Below are 21,206 nucleotides of genomic sequence, written 5' to 3'. Positions count from 1 at the left end.
GCGCATTCCATGTCGTCGCCCGTCTCGCTGATCGCGGTGCGGTCATGCCCGCCGGTCGCCCTGTTCCGCCGTGCGCCTGCAGCGAAGATACGCGGCCGTCAGGCGGAGGCCCCTAGCCGCAGCCCATCGTCAAGCGCGGCCGAGCCCAGCCAGCGTGGTGCGCAACGCTTCGTCCAGCGGTGTGCCTGGTACGTCACCCAGAAATTGCCGCAGCTTTGCATCGATCAGCCGCAGCGGCCGGCGCCACAGATAGATCATCTCCCGCATCTCGCGCACCGTTTCGTTGAAGGGCGCAAGCGCATGGATCACTGGCCAGGGAAAAGGGTAGATTGGCGCATCTGGCCGACCCGCCGCCTGACGGATCGCCTCGGCGAAACTGCGATTGTCGTCCACCCAGGTGCCGCCGAAATGGAAACGGTCGAAAGCGGCAAGTTCGTCGCGCCGTTCGAGCAGACGCACCATGGTCTCGGCAAGGTCGGGCAGATAGGCCCATGCATGCCCTACGCCGGCGCGCGCGGGATTGAAGACCCGTTGCACCGGCCCGGGCGTCGGCACCATGCCCTGCGCCAGCCAGCTGTTCCCACTGCGCGGCCCGTAGAAATCGCCCGCGCGGACGATGAGGGCTTTGGCCCCCTGCTCTGCCGCCCGCTCCAGCCGACGTTCCATTTCGACGCGGATGCGCCCCTTGCGCGTCTTCGGGTGCTGCGCAGCCGACTCGTCGACCGCCTCGCCGGCATCCGGATCGAAGTTGTAGACCGTCCCCGGAAGAACCACATGCGCGCCGTGTCTGGTCGCGGCGGCAAGGCTGTTGTCGAGCATTGGCAGGACCAGGCCGGACCAGTTGCGATACCCCGGTGGGTTCACCGCGTGAACGATCACCGCCATGCCAGCGGCGGCCCGGTCGACCGACGCCCGGTCCATCGCATCGCCCTGAACCCAGTGCAGATCCGGATTGCTCGACGCGGCATGCGCGGGATCGCGGTGCAGCGCCCGCACGTCCCAGCCGCGGGCGGACAAGACACGCGCGACCTCGCCGCCAATGCCACCCGTCGCGCCGATCACCAGCGCCGTATTCGATATCTTCGTCATGTCGCACCTCTTCGCTGCTGCTAGGAAGATGGACCGACATCGGGTAAACGAGAATTGGCGAAAAGCGCAGGGCGGCCATACAGGATTGCATGGATATGAGCGGTCCGGGATGGGAACTGTGGCGAACCTTCGACGCCGTGATGCGCGAAGGCAGCCTGTCGAGCGCGGCACGCGCGCTTGGCCTTACCCAGCCGACCGCCGGTCGGCATATCGCCGAACTCGAGGCGACGCTCAGCACGGGCGGGCTGTTCACGCGCTCCGCGCGCGGACTACAACCGACCGAAGCCGCGCGAGCGCTGGCGCCCCATGCCGAGGCGATGGCGGCAGCGGCGGCAGCGTTGGTCCGCATCGCCTCCGCGCCGACCGACGTGGCGGCCGGCGTCGTCCGCATCAGTGCGAGCGAGGTCATCGGCGCCGAGGTGCTTCCGCCTATCCTGACCGCCTTGCATACCGCCCATCCCGGACTGACGCTGGAGCTGTTGCTGACCAATGCTTCTTCCGACCTGCTGCGCCGCGACGCCGATCTGGCGATCCGGATGACGCAGCCCAAGCAGCAGGCGCTGCTTGCCAAATCGGTCGGGCGCATCCGCCTGGGGCTCTATGCCCGACGTGACTATCTCGCGCGATCCGGACCAATCACGCGCACGGCAGACCTCGCGCACCACGCCGTGATCGGTTTCGACCGTGATGCCGCTTCCTTGCGGACCATCAATGCCGTCTGGCCCGATCTTCCGGCGTTCGCACTGCGCACCGACAACCAGCTTGCCCATATCGCTGCGGTGCGGGCCGGGTTCGGGATCGGCGTGCTGCAGGATCCCATCGCCCGCCGCGACCCGGAACTCGTGCCGGTGCTCCGCGAAGCGTTCACCGCGCACCTGCCGGTGTGGATCGCGATGCACGAAGACCTGAAGTCGACCCACCGCATGCGGATCGTGTTCGACGCGCTGGTTGCGGGAATGGCTGCGCATGTTGGGGCGGTCCCCGATATGGAATGGAGTTGACCCAGCCTCGAACATCGCTCGATCGCGTTCGGCACCTGCACCGCTTCCGTTCATGCACGGACAGGGAAGGTGATGTGGCCGGCGGCCTCCGGCCCGACGACATGGCAGCCTCCTCGTAAGCGTCGTAATCGGAGGCGACGGATCGAGCCGCCTAGGACGCGTCGGCTGTATCCAGCCACCCCGCGCGCGTGAGCAGCTCGATCGCATCGTCGATGCGCCGGACGGCAGTCGCATCCAGTTGCGCGCGATCGTCCCCGATCAGCGCGCGCATCTGGTGCGGGACGAACACCATGTCGATGAACCGACCCGCAACGTCCGAAGCCTCCGCGACCCGGTCCGGCGCAGCGTCTGCCCCGGCAATCGCCTGTGCGACGCACGCGATACCGCCATCGCGGCCGATCCGGTCCACCAACCGGGCAAGATCGGGCATCCGATGTGCGGTGGTGACGACGACGCGCATCAGCGCGACCGCCTCGGGGGTCAACGCATGTTCGAGCAGGCTATGGCCCACGGCGCGCAGCCGATCCTGGACGGACAGATCCCACGGCACCGCGCCTGACGGGACCAGCGTATGATCGACCATCCGCCGCACCACCGCCGCGAACAGTTCCTCCTTGTTGGCATAGCGGGCGTAGAGACTTGCCTTCCCCGCCCCGGCCTGGACCACGACCTGATCGCAGCTCGTTGCGTCATATCCCAGCCGCAGGAACAGGTCGGTGGCGGCGTCGAGAATCCGGCGATCGACGTCGCCGGCCTGGTCGGCGGAGGGTCGCCCCCCCCGTCGGCGCTTGGCTGAATCACGCTTCGTACTGCTGAGCATTTGCATCCCGCAACCATATAGTCCATTCGACCGTTGAATGGAACTGAACGGTACAGTTCAGTTTCTGACATGGAGGTTGGTGATGGCTGCGATGACCCTTGAGGACCTGTCCGAAAAGATGGGGAAGATCGACTTCGGCATGCTTTCCACCCGTACCGAGGGCGGCGCGGTCGCAAGCCGGCCGATGAGCAACAATGGCGAAGTGGCGTATCGCGGGGACAGCTTCTTCTTCACGTTCGAAAGCGCGCGAACAGTGTCCGATATCGCGCACGACGCGCAGGTCGGGCTGACCTTCACCGGCGCGGCCGGCCTGCTTGGCGGCCCGCCGCTGTTCATCGCGGTTGAAGGTACCGCCGAGCTGATCCGCGACAAGGCGCAGTTCGTGCGCCATTGGACCAAGGATCTCGACCGGTGGTTCGAACAGGGCGTCGATACGCCCGGCGTGGTGATGATCTGCGTGCAGGCCGGCCGCATCCATTATTGGAACGGCAGCGACGAAGGCGAGGTCGCGCTGTGACCGATAGCGCGCCGCGGACGATCGCGCTGGCAGGTGCCACGGGCGACGTGGGGGGCCGCGTGGTGTCGGCGCTGGCCCGGCGTGGTGTGGCGGTGCGGGCGCTGGTCCGCAACGGTACGCCCGCCGCGGCGCAGGATGCGGTGCGCGCGTGCGGCGGTACGCCGGTCGCGGTCGATTTTGCCGACCACGCTGCGCTCACGGATGCGCTCGCCGGCGTGGAATGCGTCGTCTCGGTCCTGAACGGGCTGGAGCCGGTCATTCTCGATCTTCAGGGCAGGCTGCTCGATGCGGCGGTCGCGGCGGGCGTACCGCGCTTCGTCCCGTCCGACTTCTCGCTCGATTTTGCTAAGACCCGCCCCGGCGACAACCGCAACATGGACCTTCGGCGCCGCTTCATGGCGCGGGTCGATGCCGCGCCGATCCATGCGACCTCGATCCTCAACGGCGCGTTTGCGGACTTGTTGACCGGCCAAGCGCCGATCGTGCTGCCGCGCTTCCGACGCATCCTCTACTGGGGTGACGTCGACCAGCCGTTCGACTTCACGACGAAGGACGATGTCGCGGATTATACCGCCGACGTGGCGCTCGATCCCGCTGCGCCCCGCTTCCTGCGGATCGCGGGTGACGTCATGTCTTCGCGCGATCTGGCGGCGTTGATGACGCGGCTCGAGGGGCGCGCGTGGAAGCCGTTCCGGGCGGGCGGGCTCCGGCGTCTCTCGACGCTGATCCGGATCGCGCGCGCGCTATCGCCGCAAACCGATGCGCCGTTCCCGGCGTGGCAGGGCATGCAATATGTCCGCGACATGGCGAGCGGGCGCGGCAAGCTCTCGCCACTTGATAACGACCGCTACGGCAAGACGGACTGGACCCGCGCCGAAGCCGTGCTCGCCCCGACCGTCTGACCGACGACGGCACGCCGTACTGGCTGCCGAGCGCGCCGGTGCCGCCGAAGCCCGTTACGGCTGTTCTCACCGGCTGGCGAAGTTACGGACCGACCAGCAGGTATCTTACGCTGCCCCCTACCCTGCCAGCGTCCGCTCCGACGTCCACGCCAATCCGCGTCAACCCTCCGGCCGCACCATCTGCGGTGGCAGGAGCACCAGGCGGGCAGCTTCCTCGGCATCTTGCCGGAGTGCGTCGCGCGGTGCGCCGATCTGCGCATGCATCGTCAGACCGCGGGCGAGGTCGAGAATCTGCCGCGCGCGCGTGGCGACGGGAAAGTCAGGCGGGATTTCGCCCGCACCGATCCCATCGCTCAGACGGCGTTCCACCAGCGCCTGTCCACCAGCGGCGGCGTCCTTCAGGAACTGCCTGACCTCGGCGTCGTCCACGAGCGGCGCGACGCACACCATCAGGCATCCCGGCACGGACCCTTCCTCCGTCGCAGCTTCCACGGCATGCCGCAGGAAACCGGCGATCGCGTCGCGAAGCGCCAGCGGCGAGAAGAGCGCCTTCGCGGCACCAGCGCCCTTCCGCTCAGCGTACGAACGAAGGACACGCAGGAACAGCGTCCGCTTGTCCCCGAAGACCGTATACAGGCTCTGCCGTCCAACGCCCATGCCCGTGATGAGATCGTCGATCGCGACACCCTCGTAGCTTTTCGACCAGAAGATCTGCGTGGCTTTGCTCAGCGCTTCGCTTTCGTCGAAGTTTCGCGGACGCCCGCGCGACCTGCCCGGATTTGTTAGCATTCAGTCCAATAATCCTTGACCACGTCCTTTGACCCAAATATGTACGGAACTAGTCCATAAATAGCAAGCGGGCCCGAAAGCCGTCTGGCTTTACCTCTTATCGTGGAACCGAATATGAGACATTCGATCGCTCTCGTCACCGGCGCCACGTCGGGGCTCGGTTATGCCGCAGCCCGCTTGCTCGCTGAGCGGGGATGGCAGGACGTCATCGTAACGGGGCGCAGCCTGGCCGCGGCCAAGGATACCGCCGCGCAGCTTGTGGCGGGGACCAGCAAACGAGTGTTCAGCCCGCTAGCGCTCGATCTGAACACGGCCGCCAGCGTCACGTCCGCGCTTGCCGATCTCGCCAAAGGCGGCCGGCCGATCGATTTTCTGCTGCTCAACGCCGGATTGGTCCCGACCAGGCGGCGGGTGATCACAGCCGAGGGTATCGAGGCATCGCAGGCCCCGCTGATCGGCCACCATGCACTGGCCGTCGGGCTGCTCAATGCCAATTTGCTGAGCCCTGACGCGCGGATTGTGATCACCAGCGCGGAGCCTGCCCGCGGGGGTGTCCCCATGTTCAGCTATACCGACCTGCCGGCGTTCGCCGCAAAAGACTATGGCGGCGACTATACCGCGGCGGCCGAAGCCCTGATCCGCAGCGGACCGAAGGTAAAATACGCGCCCAACACGGCGTATGCCGACGCGAAGCTGATGATCGCGTGGTGGGCCGAGGCGTTGGCGCGCCGGCTACCCGCCGGCATGGCCGTCTACGCTGTGTCGCCCGGTGCGTCGAACGCCACCAACGTCGCGCGAAACGCTGGCCCGTTGCTGAAGTATCTGATGATCCCGATCGTGAACCGCATTCCCGGCATGAATCAGGCGCCGGAGATCGCGGCCGGTCGTTACATCCAGGCATCGGCGTTCGGCACCGACGTTTCAGGGCAATTCTTCGCCTCGGCCATGGGGAAGTTCTCGGGCCCGATGGAAGTGCAACGCCAACCCCACCTCCTCGACGGCGCCAGTCAGGAAGCTGCTTGGCAAGCAGTCGTCAACGTCTCCGGCGTCGATGTGACTCACCCGGAATGGTTGAGGGCGGTGTCCGGCAGGCATGTCGGTCACGGAGCACTGGCCGCCGATTCCGATCGGGGTTCTCGCCCGCTGCTCTAGCCGTCAAGACGGCGGGAGCCGCCGGTAATGGTGCGAGGACCAAGCCATGGCTGTGATCACCCCCGTCGTCGCTTGGCTTCCGATCGCACATGACATCATGCCGGCTGCCCGCGGTGTTCCCCGCCGACGGGCATGCGCGCCTGGTCCTGCCCGAAGAGCGCCAGATCGAGGATGCCTGCGCGCTTTGCCACGATCGTGGGTACCAGCGCCTGGCCTGCGACGTTGACCGCAGTCCGCCCCATGTCGAGGATCGGATCGATTGCCAGCAACAGCCCCGCACCCTCGAGCGGCAGTCCCAGCGTCGACAAGGTCAACGTCAGCATCACGGTGGCGCCCGTCAATCCCGCGGTCGCGGCCGATCCGATCACCGAGACGAACGCGATCAACCCATAGTCCGAAGCGTGCAACGACAGGCCGAAGAACTGCGCGACGAAAATCGCGGACAGCGCGGGGTAGATCGCCGCGCAGCCGTCCATCTTGGTCGTCGCGCCCAGGGGTACGGCGAAGGCCGCATAAGCGCGGGGCACACCGAGACCGTGTTCGGTGACCTGCTCGGTCATCGGCAACGTCCCGACCGAGGAGCGTGAGACGAAGCCCAACTGGATCGCCGGCCAGGCATGGCCGAAAAAGCGTAGCGGGCTCAGGCCGTTCGCCAGCAGCAGGAGCGGGTAGACGACGAACAACACCAAGGCGAGCCCGAGATAGACCGCCCCCGCGAACGCGCCGAGCGCCGATAATGAACTCCAGCCGTACCGGATCACCGCGTCGCCAATCAGGGCCGCCGTCCCGATCGGCGTGAGCGCGATTACCCAGCGCAACAGCCGGCGAAAGACAATCAACGCGGAGGCGTTGAACGCCAGGAACCCGGCGCCGCCCTCCCCCGTACGGACCGCCGCCGCGCCGATCGCGATGGCGGCGACGATGATCTGCAACACATTGAAGGATATTGCCGTCTTTGCTCCACTCTCGTCGATCGTGGTCGACGCGCCGATGCCGAAAACGTTGGCCGGAACCAGGCCCTTCAGGAAATCGAGCCAGCTTCCGCTGCTCGACGGCAGCTTGGCGGCGGCGCGGTCGATGCCGGCATGCAGACCGGGCTCGATCACCAGCCCAAGAACGATGCCGATGGTTACCGCGATCAGCGCGGTCAGCGCGAACCACAGCAGCGTCTGGACGACCAGCTTGGCGGCATTCTCCAGATCGCGCAGTGCCGCGATCGACGCGACGATCGCGGTGAACACGAGTGGCGGCACCAGCGCTTTCAGCAGCTGCACGAAAATCTGGCCGACCGTGTGGAGCGTCTCCCCCAACAGCGCGCCGGACGCTCCGTCCAGCGCGCGCCCGGCAAACCCCAGGGCAAGTCCGATCGCCATGCCCAGCAGGACCTGCGCACCGAATGGCAGGCGCGGCACAGAGCGCTCGGCTGGTTCGGAAGAGGACATGGGCAGGCTCCGATAACGTCTGGCAAGGCTCCGCCACGCTGACGCGCAGGGCGCGAGCCTCTTGAACCAACCCGTCGCGCGCGTCCGCAAAGCCATCCTTGCGCCGGTCGAAGCAATTCTTTCATATCCTATCGGCTTGATAGGATATGTTGGCTTCAGGAGGCGATCATGATCAACCGGACGCACATATCCGCTCAGCCTCGCGCCGTACCGACGGCGCCGCCTTCGATCGACGACGCGGTGGCGGACCATCGGACTGCGCGAGCGGGGTGGCGCGCCCGCCAGGAAGAGGCGCGCGACGTTGCAAGCTTCCCGTCCCGTACAGGTCTGGAACAGGTGGTCGCCTTGCTGTCATCTGCGCTGTATCCGCGACGGCTCGGCCATTTCCGCGGCTCGGCGGTCGAGGAGGACGCGTTCGTCGCGGGGAAGCTGCGCGCTGCGCTGACGGCGCTCGAACGCGAGATCGCGGCCGAGATCGGCTATTGGCAGCACGAAGCCGGGCCGTTCGAGCCCGATCAGGCCGCGACGATCGCGCGCCTGTTCACGGCGACGTTGGGCGACATCCGGCGGCGGGTGGATAGCGATGTCGAGGCAGCGTTCCTCGGCGATCCTGCAGCGCGCAGCGTCGATGAAATCCTCGTTTGCTATCCGGGCGCCATCGCGAGCCTGTACCACCGCATCGCCCACGAACTTCACAACCTGGGCGCGCCGATCGTTGCGCGCGTGCTGTCCGAGATGGCCAACGAGCGCACCGGGATCGACATCCATCCGGGTGCTACGATCGGCGAGAGCTTCTTCATCGATCATGGCACCGGCGTCGTCATCGGCGAAACCGCTATCGTGGGTGCGCGGGTCCGGCTGTACCAGCATGTCACGCTGGGCGCGCGCAGCCCGGCCGGGCTCACGCGCGACGATGTGCGGGAACGCCACTCCCGCCATCCGATCCTGGGCGACGATGTCGTGGTCTATGCCGGCACGACGATCCTGGGCCGCGTAACGATCGGTGCGCGATCGACGATCGGCGGCAACGTCTGGCTGTTGTCCGACGTCCCCGAAGACAGCGTCCTGGTGCAACCGGAAGCGGTGCAGCTGGCTCCAGCGGCAGGGCGGGACCTGCGAGACGTGTTGCAACGGGCAGCAGCGCATTGAGCAGTGCAAACCCCTCGCCCTGCACGAGCGCCCGGCCCGTGATCGGCGTCCTGTGCTGCAACGAAGACAACGGGCGACCGGTGCAGTCGGTCGCCACGCGGTTCCTGTCGCCGCTGTCCCGCTTAGCGGATGCCGCGGTCGTGCTGGTGCCGGCGGTCCGCGACGATGCCAACATCGCGTCGCTGATCGTGCTGCTGGATGGCTTGTTGCTGACCGGCTCGCGCTCCAACGTTGCGCCGGAACAGTATGGCGGCGGTCCGCTTCCCGCCGGGCAGCGCCGTGATCCGGACCGCGATACGGTCGCGCTCGCGCTCGCCGGAGGCATGATCGAAGCGGGGAAGCCGGTATTCGGCATCTGCCGCGGCCTGCAGGAAATCAACGTGCTGTTCGGCGGTACGCTTTCGACCGCATGCCATGCCCGGCACCATCGCGGATCCTGGGATGGGTGTTACCAGGAGTTGTTCGGCCATTGTCACGATGTCGAGCTGAGGGCCGGCGGACTGCTCGCGCGATCGACCGGGCAGCGGCGCATGTCGGTCAATTCGGTCCACGAACAGGGGATCGATCGCCTCGGTGCCGGGCTTACGATCGAGGCCGTCGCCGCCGACGACGGATTGGTCGAAGCGGTCCGCGCCCGACCATGCGGAGCGGACGTGCTGGGCGTGCAGTGGCATCCCGAATGGGACGCCGAGCGCTCCCCCGAAAGCCGCGCCTTCTTCACTGTCATCGGCACGTCGCTGCGCGCGGCGGCGGCCGGCTGATCGGATCCACCATCGTTGAAAGGGGAAATGATGCACAAGATTCTACTGATGGTCGCGCCGGCCACCGCGCTGCTTTTGACCGTAAGTGCCTGTGCGAAGCCGGAGGCCGCGTCCAATACGGCCGTCGTCGACGCGGCCGTGGGGGACGATCCTTCGACGACGGCTGGCAATGCCGCGACAACCGACGACATCGGTAACGAGAATGACGCTTCCCGAACCGACCCGGCAACGCTGAACGCAGGGGAGCCTATCGGCAACACCCCCTAGTTTCCGGCCCGGGAACCGACGACCAACACGCATGGTAAGCTCCCGCGCGCGCCTCGGCCCGGCATCGTTGCCGGGCCCATTTTTCGCAATTGCGAACGATAGATTTCCTTGCTTCACGGCATCGACAAATCTGCCAAAGGGCATGTCACAAAAGCGCCCGAGGGCGCTGTGCCACTACATAGAAATTCCAAAGGGACCCGAACATGACCACCCCCCGGCCGCTGCTCGCGGTTGCAGCCTCGACCCTTGCCATGATGGTTGCCGGAACGGCGCATGCGCAGGCGCAACAAGCAGATGCCCCCGTCGCCATCGCCTCGGATACGCCTCCGGCATCGAACGACATCGTCGTCACCGGATCGCGCACCACCGGGCGATCGCGACTTGCCAGCAGTTCGCCGGTGGACGTGCTCAGTGCCGAGACGCTGCAGCATCAGGGCACGCCCCAGCTCGCCAGTGCGCTGGCCGCCGTCGCTCCGTCGATCGACTTTCCCCGGTCGGCCGCAGTGGACACGACCGACTCGATCCGGCCGATCACGCTGCGCGGTCTCAGCCCGGACCAGACGCTGGTCCTGATCGACGGTGTCCGCGGCCACAGCTCCGCGCTGCTCAACACCAACGGCTCGGTCGGGCGGGGCTCTGCCGCGTTCGATCTCGACACGATTCCAACGGTTGCGCTGGGCAGCGTCGAGGTGCTGCGCGACGGCGCCTCCGCGCAATATGGCTCGGACGCGATCGCCGGCGTCATCAACCTGCGGCTGCGCAAGGCCGATCACGGTGGCGGCGCGAACGTCAGCTTCGGTGAATATGTCACCGACGTCTCGACCGCGCGCACCAACTATCACCGCAACGACGGCCGGACCGTCGATGTCTCGGCGTGGCAGGGGTTCAAGCTCGGCGACGGCGGGTTCCTGACCGTCTCGGGCGATTACCAGAATCGCGACCGCACCAGCCGCGGCGATCTCGACCGGCGCGTGACGCCGAATGCGATCATTTCCCATTTCGGCGACCCGAAGGTCGAGCAATATAGCGGCTTCGTCAATTTTTCGGTGCCGGTCGGCGCGGTGTGGTCGGTCTACGGGCATGGCGGCTACCAGCATCGTGACAGCATCAGCGCAGCCTTCTATCGCCTAGCCGGCAACGTAAATACCGTTCCCTCGATCTATCCGAACGGCTTCCTGCCTCGCATCGGCGTACGGTCGGACGACTTCAACGGAGCACTCGGCGTCAAGGGCGTCGTGTCTGGCTGGAACGTCGATTTCAACACGTCGTTCGGTGCCAACGCGCTGCGCTTCGACACGCGCAACTCGATCAATTCGACCTACGGCGCGGCGTCGCCGACCGAATTTTACGACGGCCGGGTCCGCTATTCGCAGGTCACCGCGGGGCTAGACGTCGACAAGCAGTTCGGCCTCGGCAGCGGTACGCTTAACGTCGCCTGGGGCATCGATTCACGCTACGAGAGTTTCAAAATTACCCCGGGCCAGGTCGAATCCTATGCGCGCGGACCGCTTGGGGGCAACACCGCGCTCGGTAGCGGAGCACAGGGTTTCCAGGGCTTTACGCCAGCCAATGCGCTGGACCGGCACCGCGGCAACATCGGCATCTACCTGGACCTGGAAGCGAAGATCGCCGACCTGACGCTCGGTCTCGCCGGTCGTGGCGAGGGCTATTCGGACTTCGGCACGACCGGCACCGGCAAATTCTCCGCACGCTATGATTTCGGGCCGCATTTCGCGCTGCGCGGGACGGTGTCGAACGGGTTCCGGGCCCCGTCGCTGCAACAATCCTTCTACACCCTGACCCAGCCGCTGACGACCAACGTCAATGGGGTCGCGACGATCGTGGACACCGGCCTGTATCCGTCGACCTACCCGGTCGCAACCGCACTTGGCGGCAAGCCGCTGCAGCCGGAAAAGTCGTTCAACCTGTCGGGGGGCGGCGTGCTCCGGTTCGGCGGATTCGACCTTTCGGTCGATGCGTATCAGATCAAGATCCGCGACCAGATCGCGCTGTCAGACAACCTCGGCAGCGGCGTCAACAACACTGCCGCGATTGCGGCCTTGCTGGCACCGTTCAACGTGACGGCGGCGCGCTTCTTCGTCAACGGTTTGCGGTCGACCACCAAGGGCATCGACATCATCGCGCACTACCGGACGCAGCGGACCAGCTATGGCCTGTTCGACCTGACCACTTCCGCCAATCTCAATGAGGTCAAGATCACCAGCGTGCCGACCGGCACGGGCACGGTCGCGGTCCCGGCATTGTTTGGCCCGCAGCGGGTCGCCGCGTTCGAACATGGCACGCCAAGGGTCAAGGTGGTCGGCCAGGCCGACTGGTCGCTCGACCGGTTCGGCGCCACGTTGCGCGGGACCTATTACGGCAGCGTGACGCAGCCCGCGTCCTCGCTCGTCGATTATGTCGATACGGGTCGGCACTTCCTGGTCGATGCCGAACTGCGGGCAAAAGTGGCACGGGCGGCAACGCTTTCGGTCGGCGCCAACAATCTGTTCGACGTCTACCCCAATCGGGTTCCCGGCACCAATGTGCTCAACTATAACAATGGCGGGACGGCCTTCCCGTATTACTCTCCGTTCGGGTTCAACGGGCGCTATGTTTACGGCCGCGTAAGCCTGGCCTGGTAGGCGGTCGAACCGGGGCACCTGAGGGTGCCCCGGACGGTATTCCGGCATAGTTTCCAAATACGGCGATTGACTCCATCAATGATGCGATAGCACCATTGCGCCATGATCTCGCCGATCCGCCTCTCGATACTTTATAGTACGCTGTTTGTAGTATCGATCGGAAGCGGCCTATTATATCTGGTCTATAGCGTTGCGTTTTCGTCGCAGGACATCGTACAGTTGGGCGACGTGCCGCCCCCTACCGTGCGATCGATCCAGCCGCGCCCGGCAGACCTCCCGCTCGAGCATTTCCTGCCGCAACAGACGCTCGATCTGAGCGCCACACAGGCAGTGGCTCGGAATTTGGCAAGCGCGCTGGCGACGACCAATCCATCGCCCCCACCGTTCGATCCATCCTGGCTGTCCGAGACCGATTTCGGCGCATCCACGACCTGTCTCGCCACCGCAATCTATTACGAAGCCGCCGGCGAGCCGATCGCCGGCCAACAGGCGGTCGCTCAGGTCGTTCTGAACCGGTTGCGCAATCCGCATTATCCCAAGACGATCTGCGGCGTGGTCTATGAGGGCGCCGATCGGCGCGACGGTTGCCAGTTCACCTTCTCCTGCGACGGATCGCTCGCCCGCCGTCCCGATCCCGCCGCCTTGGCGCGCGCCCGCGGCGTCGCCGAGGCGGCGTTGCGCGGGGCAATTTCGCTGCCCGCCGGGCAGGCAACGCACTATCACGCGATCTGGATCGTTCCCCGCTGGGCCGGCGATCTGTCGAAGGTCGCCATCATCGGCCATCACGTCTTCTACAGGCCGCCCCGTCCTTACGGCGGATATGCGATGGCCTCGGTCGCGCCGACGCTGGAACATGCGGAGATACCTACGGAATTTGCGACCACGATGCCGCCCGGTCCAGATGGCGCGCCACCGGTGTCCGCAACGGACCTGCGCGACGGGCCACTGGCCGCGCCGTCCCGGTCAGCGACCGCGCCGACCGAACCCGTAGCATCGACCAACCCCGCCGCCGTGCCGACCGCTTCGGCCAAGTCTCCGCGGGACTTCTATCCGAAGGTACGACGGGACCGCCCTGCTCTCGCCATCCCGGGAACCTGAAGTCGCCACCCGGCATGGAGTTGGCGTCTTGGTCCGTTTCGGTATGCCGCGAACCGTCTGCCTGTTGGCTTGGGTGGAGCATCTCGGAGCGGGCGTAAGCGATAAATACGCGGCATGATCGCGCGTCTGATCCTTTCTCGCCATCCGTGCGCCTGGGCACGCCATCCGGGCGTAGCGATCGTCACGGTCCTGGTCGTCGGCGGGATCCTGACGACGATCCACAATCCCCTGGCGCTCCCTGTGCTGTTCCCGCTCGGTTTCTTCCTTTTTATCGTCGCGGCGGGCAACCGGATCGGCGGGGTCGTCGCAAACCGCGGGGCATATGTGCTCGGAGAATGTTCGTTCGGCATTTACATGCTGCACGGAATTGTCCTGCATGTCGCCTTCAGCGCCGCGCAGCCAATGCTCGCCGGGCGGCCGTTCGCGTGGATCGTCTGGCTCTACCCCGTTGCCGTGATCCTCGTCACGCTCGTATCCTTCGCAGCGTTCCTGTTCGTCGAAGCGCCGGCAATTGCAGTGGGTCGCAGGGCTGCGATGCGATTGCGACCCGCACGCCCCGCCGAAACGGCGGCACCCGCCGTCGACGGAATGCCAGCGGAACCCCTCTAGGCGGTCAGCCGCGCAAAGTCCGCGCCCGCGCTTGCCAGTAAAGTGGCGGAATCCAAATCCCGTGGCGGATTTATACTTACCGGCATACTACATTTATAGAATTACCTATAATTCCATATTCCCTTAATATTTTACACGAGAGCATATCGATCGTGATTCGATAAATCCAACCGTGGGGGCAGTATGGATCAGGTCGACACCGTCACGCGAATCGATCTGGATATTCCCGGCATTCCTCACGACGCCATGCGTTTGCTGGATATAGCGATCAGCATAGTTCTCCTGATCTTTTTTGGACCATTACTGATCTTCGTCGCCGCCTTGGTCAAATCCACCAGCACCGGCCCCGCTTTCTATTCGCAGCGTCGGATCGGCTATCAAGGACACGAGTTTCAGTGCTTGAAATTTCGCACCATGACCGAAGATGCCGACGCCAGGCTTGCGGCCCTGTTGGAGTGTGATCTTCGTGCCCGTGCCGAATGGTTGTTCGATCACAAGCTGCGACACGATCCGCGCGTCACGCCCCTGGGACGATTCCTCCGTCGCTCCAGCCTCGACGAATTGCCGCAATTGCTGAACGTGCTGCAAGGATCGATGAGCCTGGTCGGCCCGCGTCCAATCGTCGCCGCAGAGATCCCCCGTTATGGTCGCCGGTTTGTCCATTATACCGCTCTGCGCCCCGGCTTGACCGGACTGTGGCAGATCAGCGGCCGCAACAACACGACCTATCGCCGCCGCGTGGCGCTGGACGTCGTCTATGCGCGTCGCAGAAGCCTTGGCCTGTACGGACGGATCATGGTGCTGACGCTACCCGCCGTGCTGTTGCAACGTGGCTCGTACTAGCCCCGAATTTCGCGACCATCGGGCAACCGGGCGGTCGGACGTCCCCTTTGCGTACGGGTCGTCACCACCGCCTGCTCTACCGCGCCGGTCGCGCGCGGTGGGGATCGGTCTGCGCCCGGCGCGCGGGGCACGCTGGCTTTCACGGGGTCTGGCGCTGATCTTGATCCTGCCGCTCGCGATGGAGGGCGCGAATGCGGCGCTACTGTCCGCCGTCGCTTCGATCCTGTATCTGGGTTGGGCCGCCGTCGCCTTTGCGCGTTTGCCGAGCGATACCGGCCTCGCTCTGCGGATGGCACCAGTCGCCGCACCACTGCTGCTGCTGCTGGCATGGGTTGCGCTCCCGCTGCGCCCCCGCCTGGCAGCGGGGCTGGTCTCCCCGCCGCTGGACCCGGACCTCCTGGGCGTTGCCTGGTGCCATGCCTTTTCGCTGGTCGCCCTTCTGTTGGCCGCTGCCCACGCCGGCCGATTGCGGGGATTTGCGCGCATGACCGCTCGATGGCTATGCCTGTTCGCCGCGATCCTGATGACGGCGACACTGGCCCTGCGCGCGTTCGGCAGCCCGGAATTGCTGGGACCGTTGATCGAGGACCATCGCTACCACCGCTTCAGCGGCTTGATCGGCAACGCCAATGCGGCAGGCATCAGCTACGGTATGATCAGCCTGCTGATGACCGGCGTTGCGCACGACTATTGGCGGGAATGGCGGGATCGCGCGCGCGCCTGGCCGTCGATCGCCGCGGCGGTCGCGACAACCGGCGCAATGATGGCGACCGTGCTGGTCGCCCTGTCCCAGTCGCGCACCGCTTTCGCGGCGACCTGCGTCGCGCAAATCATTTTCGTCGTCGCGCTCCTTCCAACCGTCCGGGGTGGCCGCCAGCGCCTCCGGCGTCCCCTCTGGGCAGGCGCGCTGGGAATGGCCGCCGCTGCGCTGTGGCTGTCGACGGCCACCGTATTCGAACGCTATGGTGCGGTCGGCGACGATGGCGCGAGCCGGATCGCGATCCTGCGCCATTACGCCGCGATGGCCATGCACGCGCCGCTGTCCGGCTATGGCCTGGGCGGTTTTGCCGTCGCAAACCAACGCAGCCTCACTCCCGAAACGGTTCTGCAGGTCGGGGATTTCGGCGCCGCGCACGATGTGGTTCTGCAGTTTGCGATCGAGGCGGGTTGGCCCGCCGTTGCCCTGGTCGCGATCGCGCTGGTCAACCTGCTGTGGCGCCTGTGTCGCGCACCATCGGCACGGACATCCGCGATCGGCCTGTCCCTGTTGCTTGCGGTAGCGGTCGCGGTTGCAGGATCGATCGCCGATATCGCCCTCAATGTTCCGGCCATCGCCGCGCTATGCGCAGTATTGCTGGGTCTTGCCTGGGGGCGATTGCTCGGTCGCCGGGCCCCGCCACGCACCGGGTCGACGGAAACGTCCGTTTATCCCGCACCATGGCCGATCGCGACCATGCGCAACTGATAAGCTGCGGCAGCGGGGGAATCCCCCAGCAGCCGCTCGATCCCGCCACGACGCCCATTGTCGTAGCGTGTCTGCCAGACGGCTTCCTCGATCACCGCCCGTTGCGTCGCCGGGTCCAGCGCCGACCAGTAGATCCGCGCAAAGGCGATCCGCCAGGCGGCGAAGGCGGCATAGAACGGCCGAACCCTGTAGCTGCCCGCAAAGGCGCCGAGTGCGGCGGCCGTGGCGCCATGATTCACCAGCAATTCGCGTTGCGTGACCAGCAACACCGTCGTGTCCCGACCGGGGCGTGTCCGTTCCAGATGGTCGATCAACGCCTTGGCGCGCACTGCGTTCAGCGCCCGCAAGGCTGGGCTTGCTCCCAGATGCGCGCCGTTGATCGCGAGCTGCGCCAGTGGCGCAATCGCTCGCTGCGGCAGGTGCGCCGGGGAACGATCCCCATAGGCTTCGAGCGCCGTGTCGCGCGCAGAGGCGGACCGCTCCCCCGCCGCCGCCGCGATGCCCGCCGCAAGCCCTTCGTCCTGCGCCAGCTTGGTCGCACCGAGGCACCCTAGCAAACAGGCAACGCTAGCCAGGACGGGGGACGGCGACAAACCGGACCATAGGCCGCGGCGAAGCCGGCGCCGCCCTCTCACTGTTCGTAATACCGGTTGTAGCGAGATGAATAATAGAGCCCGCCCATCGCCTCGGAATGCGTATCGACCATGGTGAGCACCCCGCCCAGCACAACCGCACTATCCTGTTCGAGCCCCGCCAGCGCGGTATCGATCGCGGACACCGGCGTGGCGTTCCATTTGACCAGCAGCAGAACCCCATCGGCGAGCTTGGCCAGCGTCCGCGCGTCGGCGATCCCCAGCAAGGGCGGCGTATCGAGCACGACGTGGTCATAGTGTTCGCGCGCCTGACCCAACAGTGTTGCCATCGCGCCGGTGTCGAACAGGTCCACGGGCGTGAATGTCGGAGCGCACACGTACAGCAGGTCGAGCCCCGCGATCGCGTCTGGGCACACCGCCTGCGCGAGCGTCGCCTCGCCACGCAGGACCTCGAGCGTTCCGAGCATCGGCAAGCAAGCGAGATCACGCGCCAGCCCGGCACGGCGGACATCGCAGTCGATCAACAGGACGCGGTCGCCGGACAGCGCCATGACGCGCGCCAGCGACAGCGCGCTCGTGGTCTTGCCCTCGGACGGCAAGGTCGATCCGATTGCGATGACTTTCGCACCGCCAGGGCGGATCACCGTGCGGACGGTCCGAAAGGCTTCGGCATACGCCGAAACCGGTCGGTGGTGCAGGGTCTCCGCCGGCGTGCAGCTGCGCCCGTTCTCGTCGACCAGGCGACGACGCCCCAATTGCGGGACGGCTCCGACAAAGCGCAGCCCGAGCATCGTCTCGATCTCTTCCGGACTACGGATCGTGGTCTGCAATGCTTCCGTGGTCGCCGCCGCCCCGATGCCGAGGACGAAGCCGGCAAGCATGCCCGCCACCGCGATCGCCGCGCGATTGGGATAGGTTGGCCGTGCCAGCACGACGGCGGCTTCCAACAAGCGCGCCTGCGGTTCGGTGCTGCGCTGCGCCTGGGCGGCCTGCTGGACCGTGCCGGCCATCCGGTTATAGGCCGCGGTCGCGGCATCGGCCTTGCGTTGCAAGCTGTCGGCACGGACCGCGGCCTGACGGTTCAGCGCGATCTGCTGCTTGAGCGCATCGAGCTGTTGCTGCAGGTCCGCGGCCTTGGCTGCCGCGGATCGTGCCGCGCTGCGCAAGCCTTCGATGATCCGGGTCTGTTCGAGCCCGATCTGCTGGTCGAGCGCCACGATCTGCTGGTTGCTCTGGACCAGCGCGGGGAACTTGTCCCCGTACCGCGCGGCGAGCTGGGCCCGCTGGCGCTCGGCTTCGGTGCGCTGACGGCGCAGGTCGTTGATTGCCGGTGCGGACAACACCGCCGAGACCGTGTCCGAGCCGCCGGCCGCGATCTGCCGCTCCGCAGCCGCGACATTCGAACGCAACGCCGCGGCCTCGGCCTTGGCGGTCGCGAGCTGTTGCGACACGGGCACCACCTGCTGCTCGTTGATCGTGCCGACCCCGCCCCCCTGCACGATGCCGCTGTCGGCACGGTAGCGCGCAACGCTGGCCTCCGCCGCTTCGGCTTCGCCGCCAAGCCGCTGGAGCGCCGTCTGCCCGCTTTGCTCCTGTCGCGTCGCCGTGCTCGTCTGCAGGTCCGCCGTGCTGTCGATATACGCCATGGCCATGGCATTGGCGAGCCGCGCCGCTTTGACGGGATCGCGCGAACGCAGGCCAATCGTCAGGACGTAGCTCTTTTCCTGCTGCAAGACCGTGAGTTGCCGGAGGACGGCCGACGTTGCGGTTTCGATCGCATGGGCGGTTGCGATCGGTCCGCGCCGCGCGCTTACGGCTGGGCCCGCAAATTCCGGATCGCCCTGCAATCCGTATCGCGTGACGACACGGCGTGCGATATCGCGGGAACGGATCGTGGCCATCTCGGTGTTGACCAGCGCCTGGTCGAGCGGTCCGTCCTTCGCGGTGTCGAAATCGAGCGGAGCCTGCTTTGCCGGGGTTATCCGGATCCGGGCGACCGCGTCATATTGCGGCGTGATCAACAGGCCGCCGACGATGGCGACGAGCGTACATACCAGGATCGTCGCACCGATCACCTTCCATCGGCGACGCAGCGTGGCGCCTAGCGCGGCCAGCGTGACGGGCTTTCGTCCGATATGGCGGCTCTGGTCGAGACGACTGCCCTGGGGCAAATGCTGCGGTTCGAGAGTCATGTCCATGCTGCGGTGCTTTTCGACAGGGTCGCTATCGCTGCGCGACAATGGATAGGAGAAACCGGGTTTCGTGATAGGAAGGCCCCGCGCTGGCGCCATGCGCCGCGCGCAGGTCATGCGCGACGGACACGCCCAGGCCGAATTCACGCGTCAGGATATACCGCGCGCCCCCGCTCGCGCGGACGATATCGAGACTGGCATTGGTCCCTTTGTAGCTGTCATGCTCATAGCCGATCTGGGTATCGAGCAGGACGTAGCGCAGCAGTTCGTGATCGAGCCGCAATGCGACCGTATTGTTCACGAACCCGCCGGAATTCAGGAACGACGCATCCTCGATCAGGCGCCGCCCGGACACCGTCACCGTGGTCAACGGCGTCGGAAAATATTCCATCCGGGCCTCGGCGGTCAGACCGCCGATGGGCCGGTAGATCGCTGAATCGTAGCGCCGGCGCATATACCCCACGCCGAGCGACCCCCGCAGCAACGTACTGAGGTCGAAAGTCGCGCCGGCCAGCCCGCGATAGGTGTCAGAACTCCGGTTCGGGATACCCGTGGCCAGTGGCCGGGCGTAGGCGACCCGGTCGTACGTCGTCTGGACGAACACCGACGTGTCCGGACTGAGCGCATATTCGGCGCGGCCCGAGCCGCTTTCCGTGTGGGAATTGCGGTTGGCCTGGCTGACCACTCCATTGGCGAAGGTGAGCACATCGTCGAACCCGAGCGCAATGAACGTGAAGCCGCCCTGCAGCTTCAGCCGGCCGGGGGCATAGCCCGCGTTCAGTTGCATCTGCGTGCTCTGATATTGCGACGCCGCCGCGGCTGCAGTGGGATAGGCGGCCGAGGTTGGCGGCTCCGTCGCGCGCTCGGTCCGCGCCGACGCGGACAGGGTCGCCTGCCCACCAAGATCGTATCGCCCCGATGCGCCGACGTGCCAGCTGTCCTGGTTGCGGCGGGTCTCGGTGAAGAACCGTTTCACATCCGCCGCCCCGTCGAGCGTGAAGGAATGTCGCGACCAGTCGCTGGTAAGGCGCGCGCTCGGCGACAGGTCCGCCACGCCATCGGACTTTCGGTTGGACGCCGATTGATAGACGTTGTCGGAATAGCCGATCGACGTTTCGAGCCGGGGGAACAGCGTGAATCCCCCGATCTTGACCCCCAGGGCATCATATTGCGGCCGGGGGCGGTCGAGCACGCCGGTATTGCGGCCGCGGTCGTATTCGATCGGAAGATTGGGCACGACAAAGCTGTCGCCGACACTCTGCGCCACAGCCGGCGTGGCAAGACCCGCCCCTATCCCGGCCAGGCCGATCCATGCTCCCAAGACGATGGCGCGTTGCGTCATTTCGATGTCTCCGGCGCGTTGCGCTATTGCGGAATGTAGTTCGAGCTTCCCCCGGACAGGCCCAGGGTCGTTCCGCGATTGAGGGTGGTCTGCGCATTCGCGACGGCCGCAGTGCCGTCGATCTCGCAGCGCTGGAGTGCGCCGGAGACGTTGCGCACGGCAACGGACGCCGCCGCGCTGAGGGTTCCGGCCTGCGCCATCGCCTGCGTCAACGCCGTCCGGGAATCCCCGCAACCCGACTGTGCCTGGCTGATGACTAGGGACAGCTGGCCTTCGATCTGCGCCGAGGGCCGGCCATCGCCCTTCAACGCTGCAACGAGCAACGCCGCCAAAGCCGAAATCTGCTTGTCGCGGTCCGGCGAACTTGGCCCGGCATCTGCCGGCGCAGGTTGCGTCGGCTGCTGATCCTGCGCAGTGCTGGCCGCGTCGATGCCGGAAACATCCCCCGACACGCCCGCCCCGGACAACATCATCGCCAAAATGCGCACTGCGCCAGAATTGATCATGGTGCACTCCTTTGTTGCGCTATCCGC

Annotated in this window: 20 protein-coding genes; 12 read left to right on the top strand and 8 right to left on the bottom strand. The window is 66.2% G+C overall.

All coding sequences use genetic code 11. The annotated features are described in order from the left end of the window. Nucleotides 1-129 precede the first annotated feature (129 nt). Nucleotides 130-1,089 carry an NAD(P)H-binding protein gene (locus tag L8K25_RS12915; RefSeq protein ID WP_242139402.1) on the bottom strand — a complete coding sequence of 320 codons (960 nt, stop codon included), beginning with the start codon at nt 1,087-1,089 and terminating at the stop codon, nt 130-132. A gap of 95 nt (nt 1,090-1,184) precedes the next feature. Between L8K25_RS12915 and L8K25_RS12910 the strand changes: the two genes are divergently transcribed. Next, complete coding sequence (locus L8K25_RS12910; protein WP_242139401.1) at nt 1,185-2,090, top strand: LysR family transcriptional regulator; 906 nt, start codon at nt 1,185-1,187, stop codon at nt 2,088-2,090. Between the two features lie 151 nt (nt 2,091-2,241). On the opposite strand, the gene L8K25_RS12905 is transcribed toward L8K25_RS12910, so the two are convergent. After that, nucleotides 2,242-2,910 (bottom strand): TetR/AcrR family transcriptional regulator, encoded by a 669-nt coding sequence (locus L8K25_RS12905; RefSeq protein WP_242139400.1) that lies wholly within the window; start codon nt 2,908-2,910, stop codon nt 2,242-2,244. A gap of 82 nt (nt 2,911-2,992) precedes the next feature. On the opposite strand from L8K25_RS12905, the gene L8K25_RS12900 reads away from it, so the two are divergent. Both L8K25_RS12900 and L8K25_RS12895 read left to right on the top strand, forming a co-directional pair. After that, a complete protein-coding gene (locus L8K25_RS12900; protein ID WP_242139399.1) occupies nt 2,993-3,427 on the top strand; it encodes a pyridoxamine 5'-phosphate oxidase family protein in 435 nt (144 codons plus the stop codon). After that, entirely contained in the window at nt 3,424-4,329 is a 906-nt protein-coding gene (locus L8K25_RS12895; RefSeq protein WP_242139398.1) for an aromatic alcohol reductase, read from the top strand. Before L8K25_RS12900 ends, L8K25_RS12895 begins: the two co-directional genes overlap by 4 nt. Before the next feature lie 159 nt (nt 4,330-4,488). Here L8K25_RS12895 and L8K25_RS12890 read toward each other — a convergent pair whose 3' ends face one another. Further along, a complete protein-coding gene (locus L8K25_RS12890; protein ID WP_242139397.1) occupies nt 4,489-5,118 on the bottom strand; it encodes a TetR/AcrR family transcriptional regulator in 630 nt (209 codons plus the stop codon). A 114-nt stretch (nt 5,119-5,232) separates the two neighbouring features. Here L8K25_RS12890 and L8K25_RS12885 point away from each other — a divergent pair, with 114 nt between their 5' ends. Then, on the top strand, nt 5,233-6,270 hold the full coding sequence (locus tag L8K25_RS12885) for an SDR family NAD(P)-dependent oxidoreductase (protein WP_277923619.1): 1,038 nt from the start codon (nt 5,233-5,235) through the stop codon (nt 6,268-6,270). A gap of 95 nt (nt 6,271-6,365) precedes the next feature. Here the strand turns inward: L8K25_RS12885 and L8K25_RS12880 are convergent, their stop codons facing one another. Beyond that, nucleotides 6,366-7,712, bottom strand: coding sequence for a dicarboxylate/amino acid:cation symporter (locus L8K25_RS12880; protein ID WP_242139395.1), 1,347 nt, complete (start codon nt 7,710-7,712; stop codon nt 6,366-6,368). Nucleotides 7,713-7,880: 168 nt separating this feature from the next. On the opposite strand from L8K25_RS12880, the gene epsC reads away from it, so the two are divergent. The 8 genes from epsC to L8K25_RS12840 all read left to right on the top strand — a co-directional run bounded on the left by epsC (nt 7,881) and on the right by L8K25_RS12840 (nt 16,546). Beyond that, entirely contained in the window at nt 7,881-8,861 is a 981-nt protein-coding gene (gene epsC / locus L8K25_RS12875) for a serine O-acetyltransferase EpsC (RefSeq protein ID WP_242139394.1), read from the top strand. A gap of 38 nt (nt 8,862-8,899) precedes the next feature. Further along, nucleotides 8,900-9,622, top strand: coding sequence for a gamma-glutamyl-gamma-aminobutyrate hydrolase family protein (locus tag L8K25_RS12870; RefSeq protein WP_242139393.1), 723 nt, complete (start codon nt 8,900-8,902; stop codon nt 9,620-9,622). A gap of 27 nt (nt 9,623-9,649) precedes the next feature. After that, nucleotides 9,650-9,889 carry a hypothetical protein gene (locus L8K25_RS12865; RefSeq protein WP_242139392.1) on the top strand — a complete coding sequence of 80 codons (240 nt, stop codon included), beginning with the start codon at nt 9,650-9,652 and terminating at the stop codon, nt 9,887-9,889. A gap of 203 nt (nt 9,890-10,092) precedes the next feature. After that, nucleotides 10,093-12,531, top strand: a complete 2,439-nt coding sequence (locus L8K25_RS12860; RefSeq protein ID WP_242139391.1) for a TonB-dependent receptor — start codon at nt 10,093-10,095, stop codon at nt 12,529-12,531. A 102-nt stretch (nt 12,532-12,633) separates the two neighbouring features. Continuing rightward, a complete protein-coding gene (locus tag L8K25_RS12855) occupies nt 12,634-13,629 on the top strand; it encodes a cell wall hydrolase (RefSeq protein ID WP_242139390.1) in 996 nt (331 codons plus the stop codon). Nucleotides 13,630-13,743: 114 nt separating this feature from the next. Next, nucleotides 13,744-14,238 carry a hypothetical protein gene (locus tag L8K25_RS12850; protein ID WP_242139389.1) on the top strand — a complete coding sequence of 165 codons (495 nt, stop codon included), beginning with the start codon at nt 13,744-13,746 and terminating at the stop codon, nt 14,236-14,238. Nucleotides 14,239-14,421: 183 nt separating this feature from the next. Beyond that, on the top strand, nt 14,422-15,081 hold the full coding sequence (locus L8K25_RS12845; protein ID WP_242139388.1) for a sugar transferase: 660 nt from the start codon (nt 14,422-14,424) through the stop codon (nt 15,079-15,081). 160 nt (nt 15,082-15,241) lie between these two features. After that, the gene (locus L8K25_RS12840; protein ID WP_242139387.1) at nt 15,242-16,546 is read left to right on the top strand and encodes an O-antigen ligase family protein; all 1,305 of its coding nucleotides are present in this window, start codon (nt 15,242-15,244) and stop codon (nt 16,544-16,546) included. Here the strand turns inward: L8K25_RS12840 and L8K25_RS12835 are convergent. The 4 genes from L8K25_RS12835 to L8K25_RS12820 form a co-directional block, all read right to left on the bottom strand. Beyond that, nucleotides 16,507-17,103: a hypothetical protein gene (locus L8K25_RS12835; RefSeq protein WP_242139386.1), complete on the bottom strand. Its 597-nt coding sequence runs from the start codon at nt 17,101-17,103 to the stop codon at nt 16,507-16,509. The two genes, L8K25_RS12840 and L8K25_RS12835, sit on opposite strands and share 40 nt — an antisense overlap. Nucleotides 17,104-17,177: 74 nt before the next feature. Continuing rightward, on the bottom strand, nt 17,178-19,337 hold the full coding sequence (locus L8K25_RS12830) for an AAA family ATPase (protein ID WP_242139385.1): 2,160 nt from the start codon (nt 19,335-19,337) through the stop codon (nt 17,178-17,180). A gap of 25 nt (nt 19,338-19,362) precedes the next feature. Continuing rightward, complete coding sequence (locus L8K25_RS12825) at nt 19,363-20,673, bottom strand: outer membrane beta-barrel protein (RefSeq protein ID WP_242139384.1); 1,311 nt, start codon at nt 20,671-20,673, stop codon at nt 19,363-19,365. A gap of 23 nt (nt 20,674-20,696) precedes the next feature. Further along, nucleotides 20,697-21,179, bottom strand: coding sequence for a hypothetical protein (locus L8K25_RS12820; protein ID WP_242139383.1), 483 nt, complete (start codon nt 21,177-21,179; stop codon nt 20,697-20,699). Between the last annotated feature and the right edge of the window lie 27 nt (nt 21,180-21,206).

This window comes from Sphingomonas sp. TREG-RG-20F-R18-01, from assembly GCF_022662475.1.
Taxonomy (GTDB): domain Bacteria; phylum Pseudomonadota; class Alphaproteobacteria; order Sphingomonadales; family Sphingomonadaceae; genus Sphingomonas.
The sequence above is the reverse complement of the archived record's forward strand: the minus strand, read 5'-3'. Positions and strand labels throughout refer to the sequence as shown.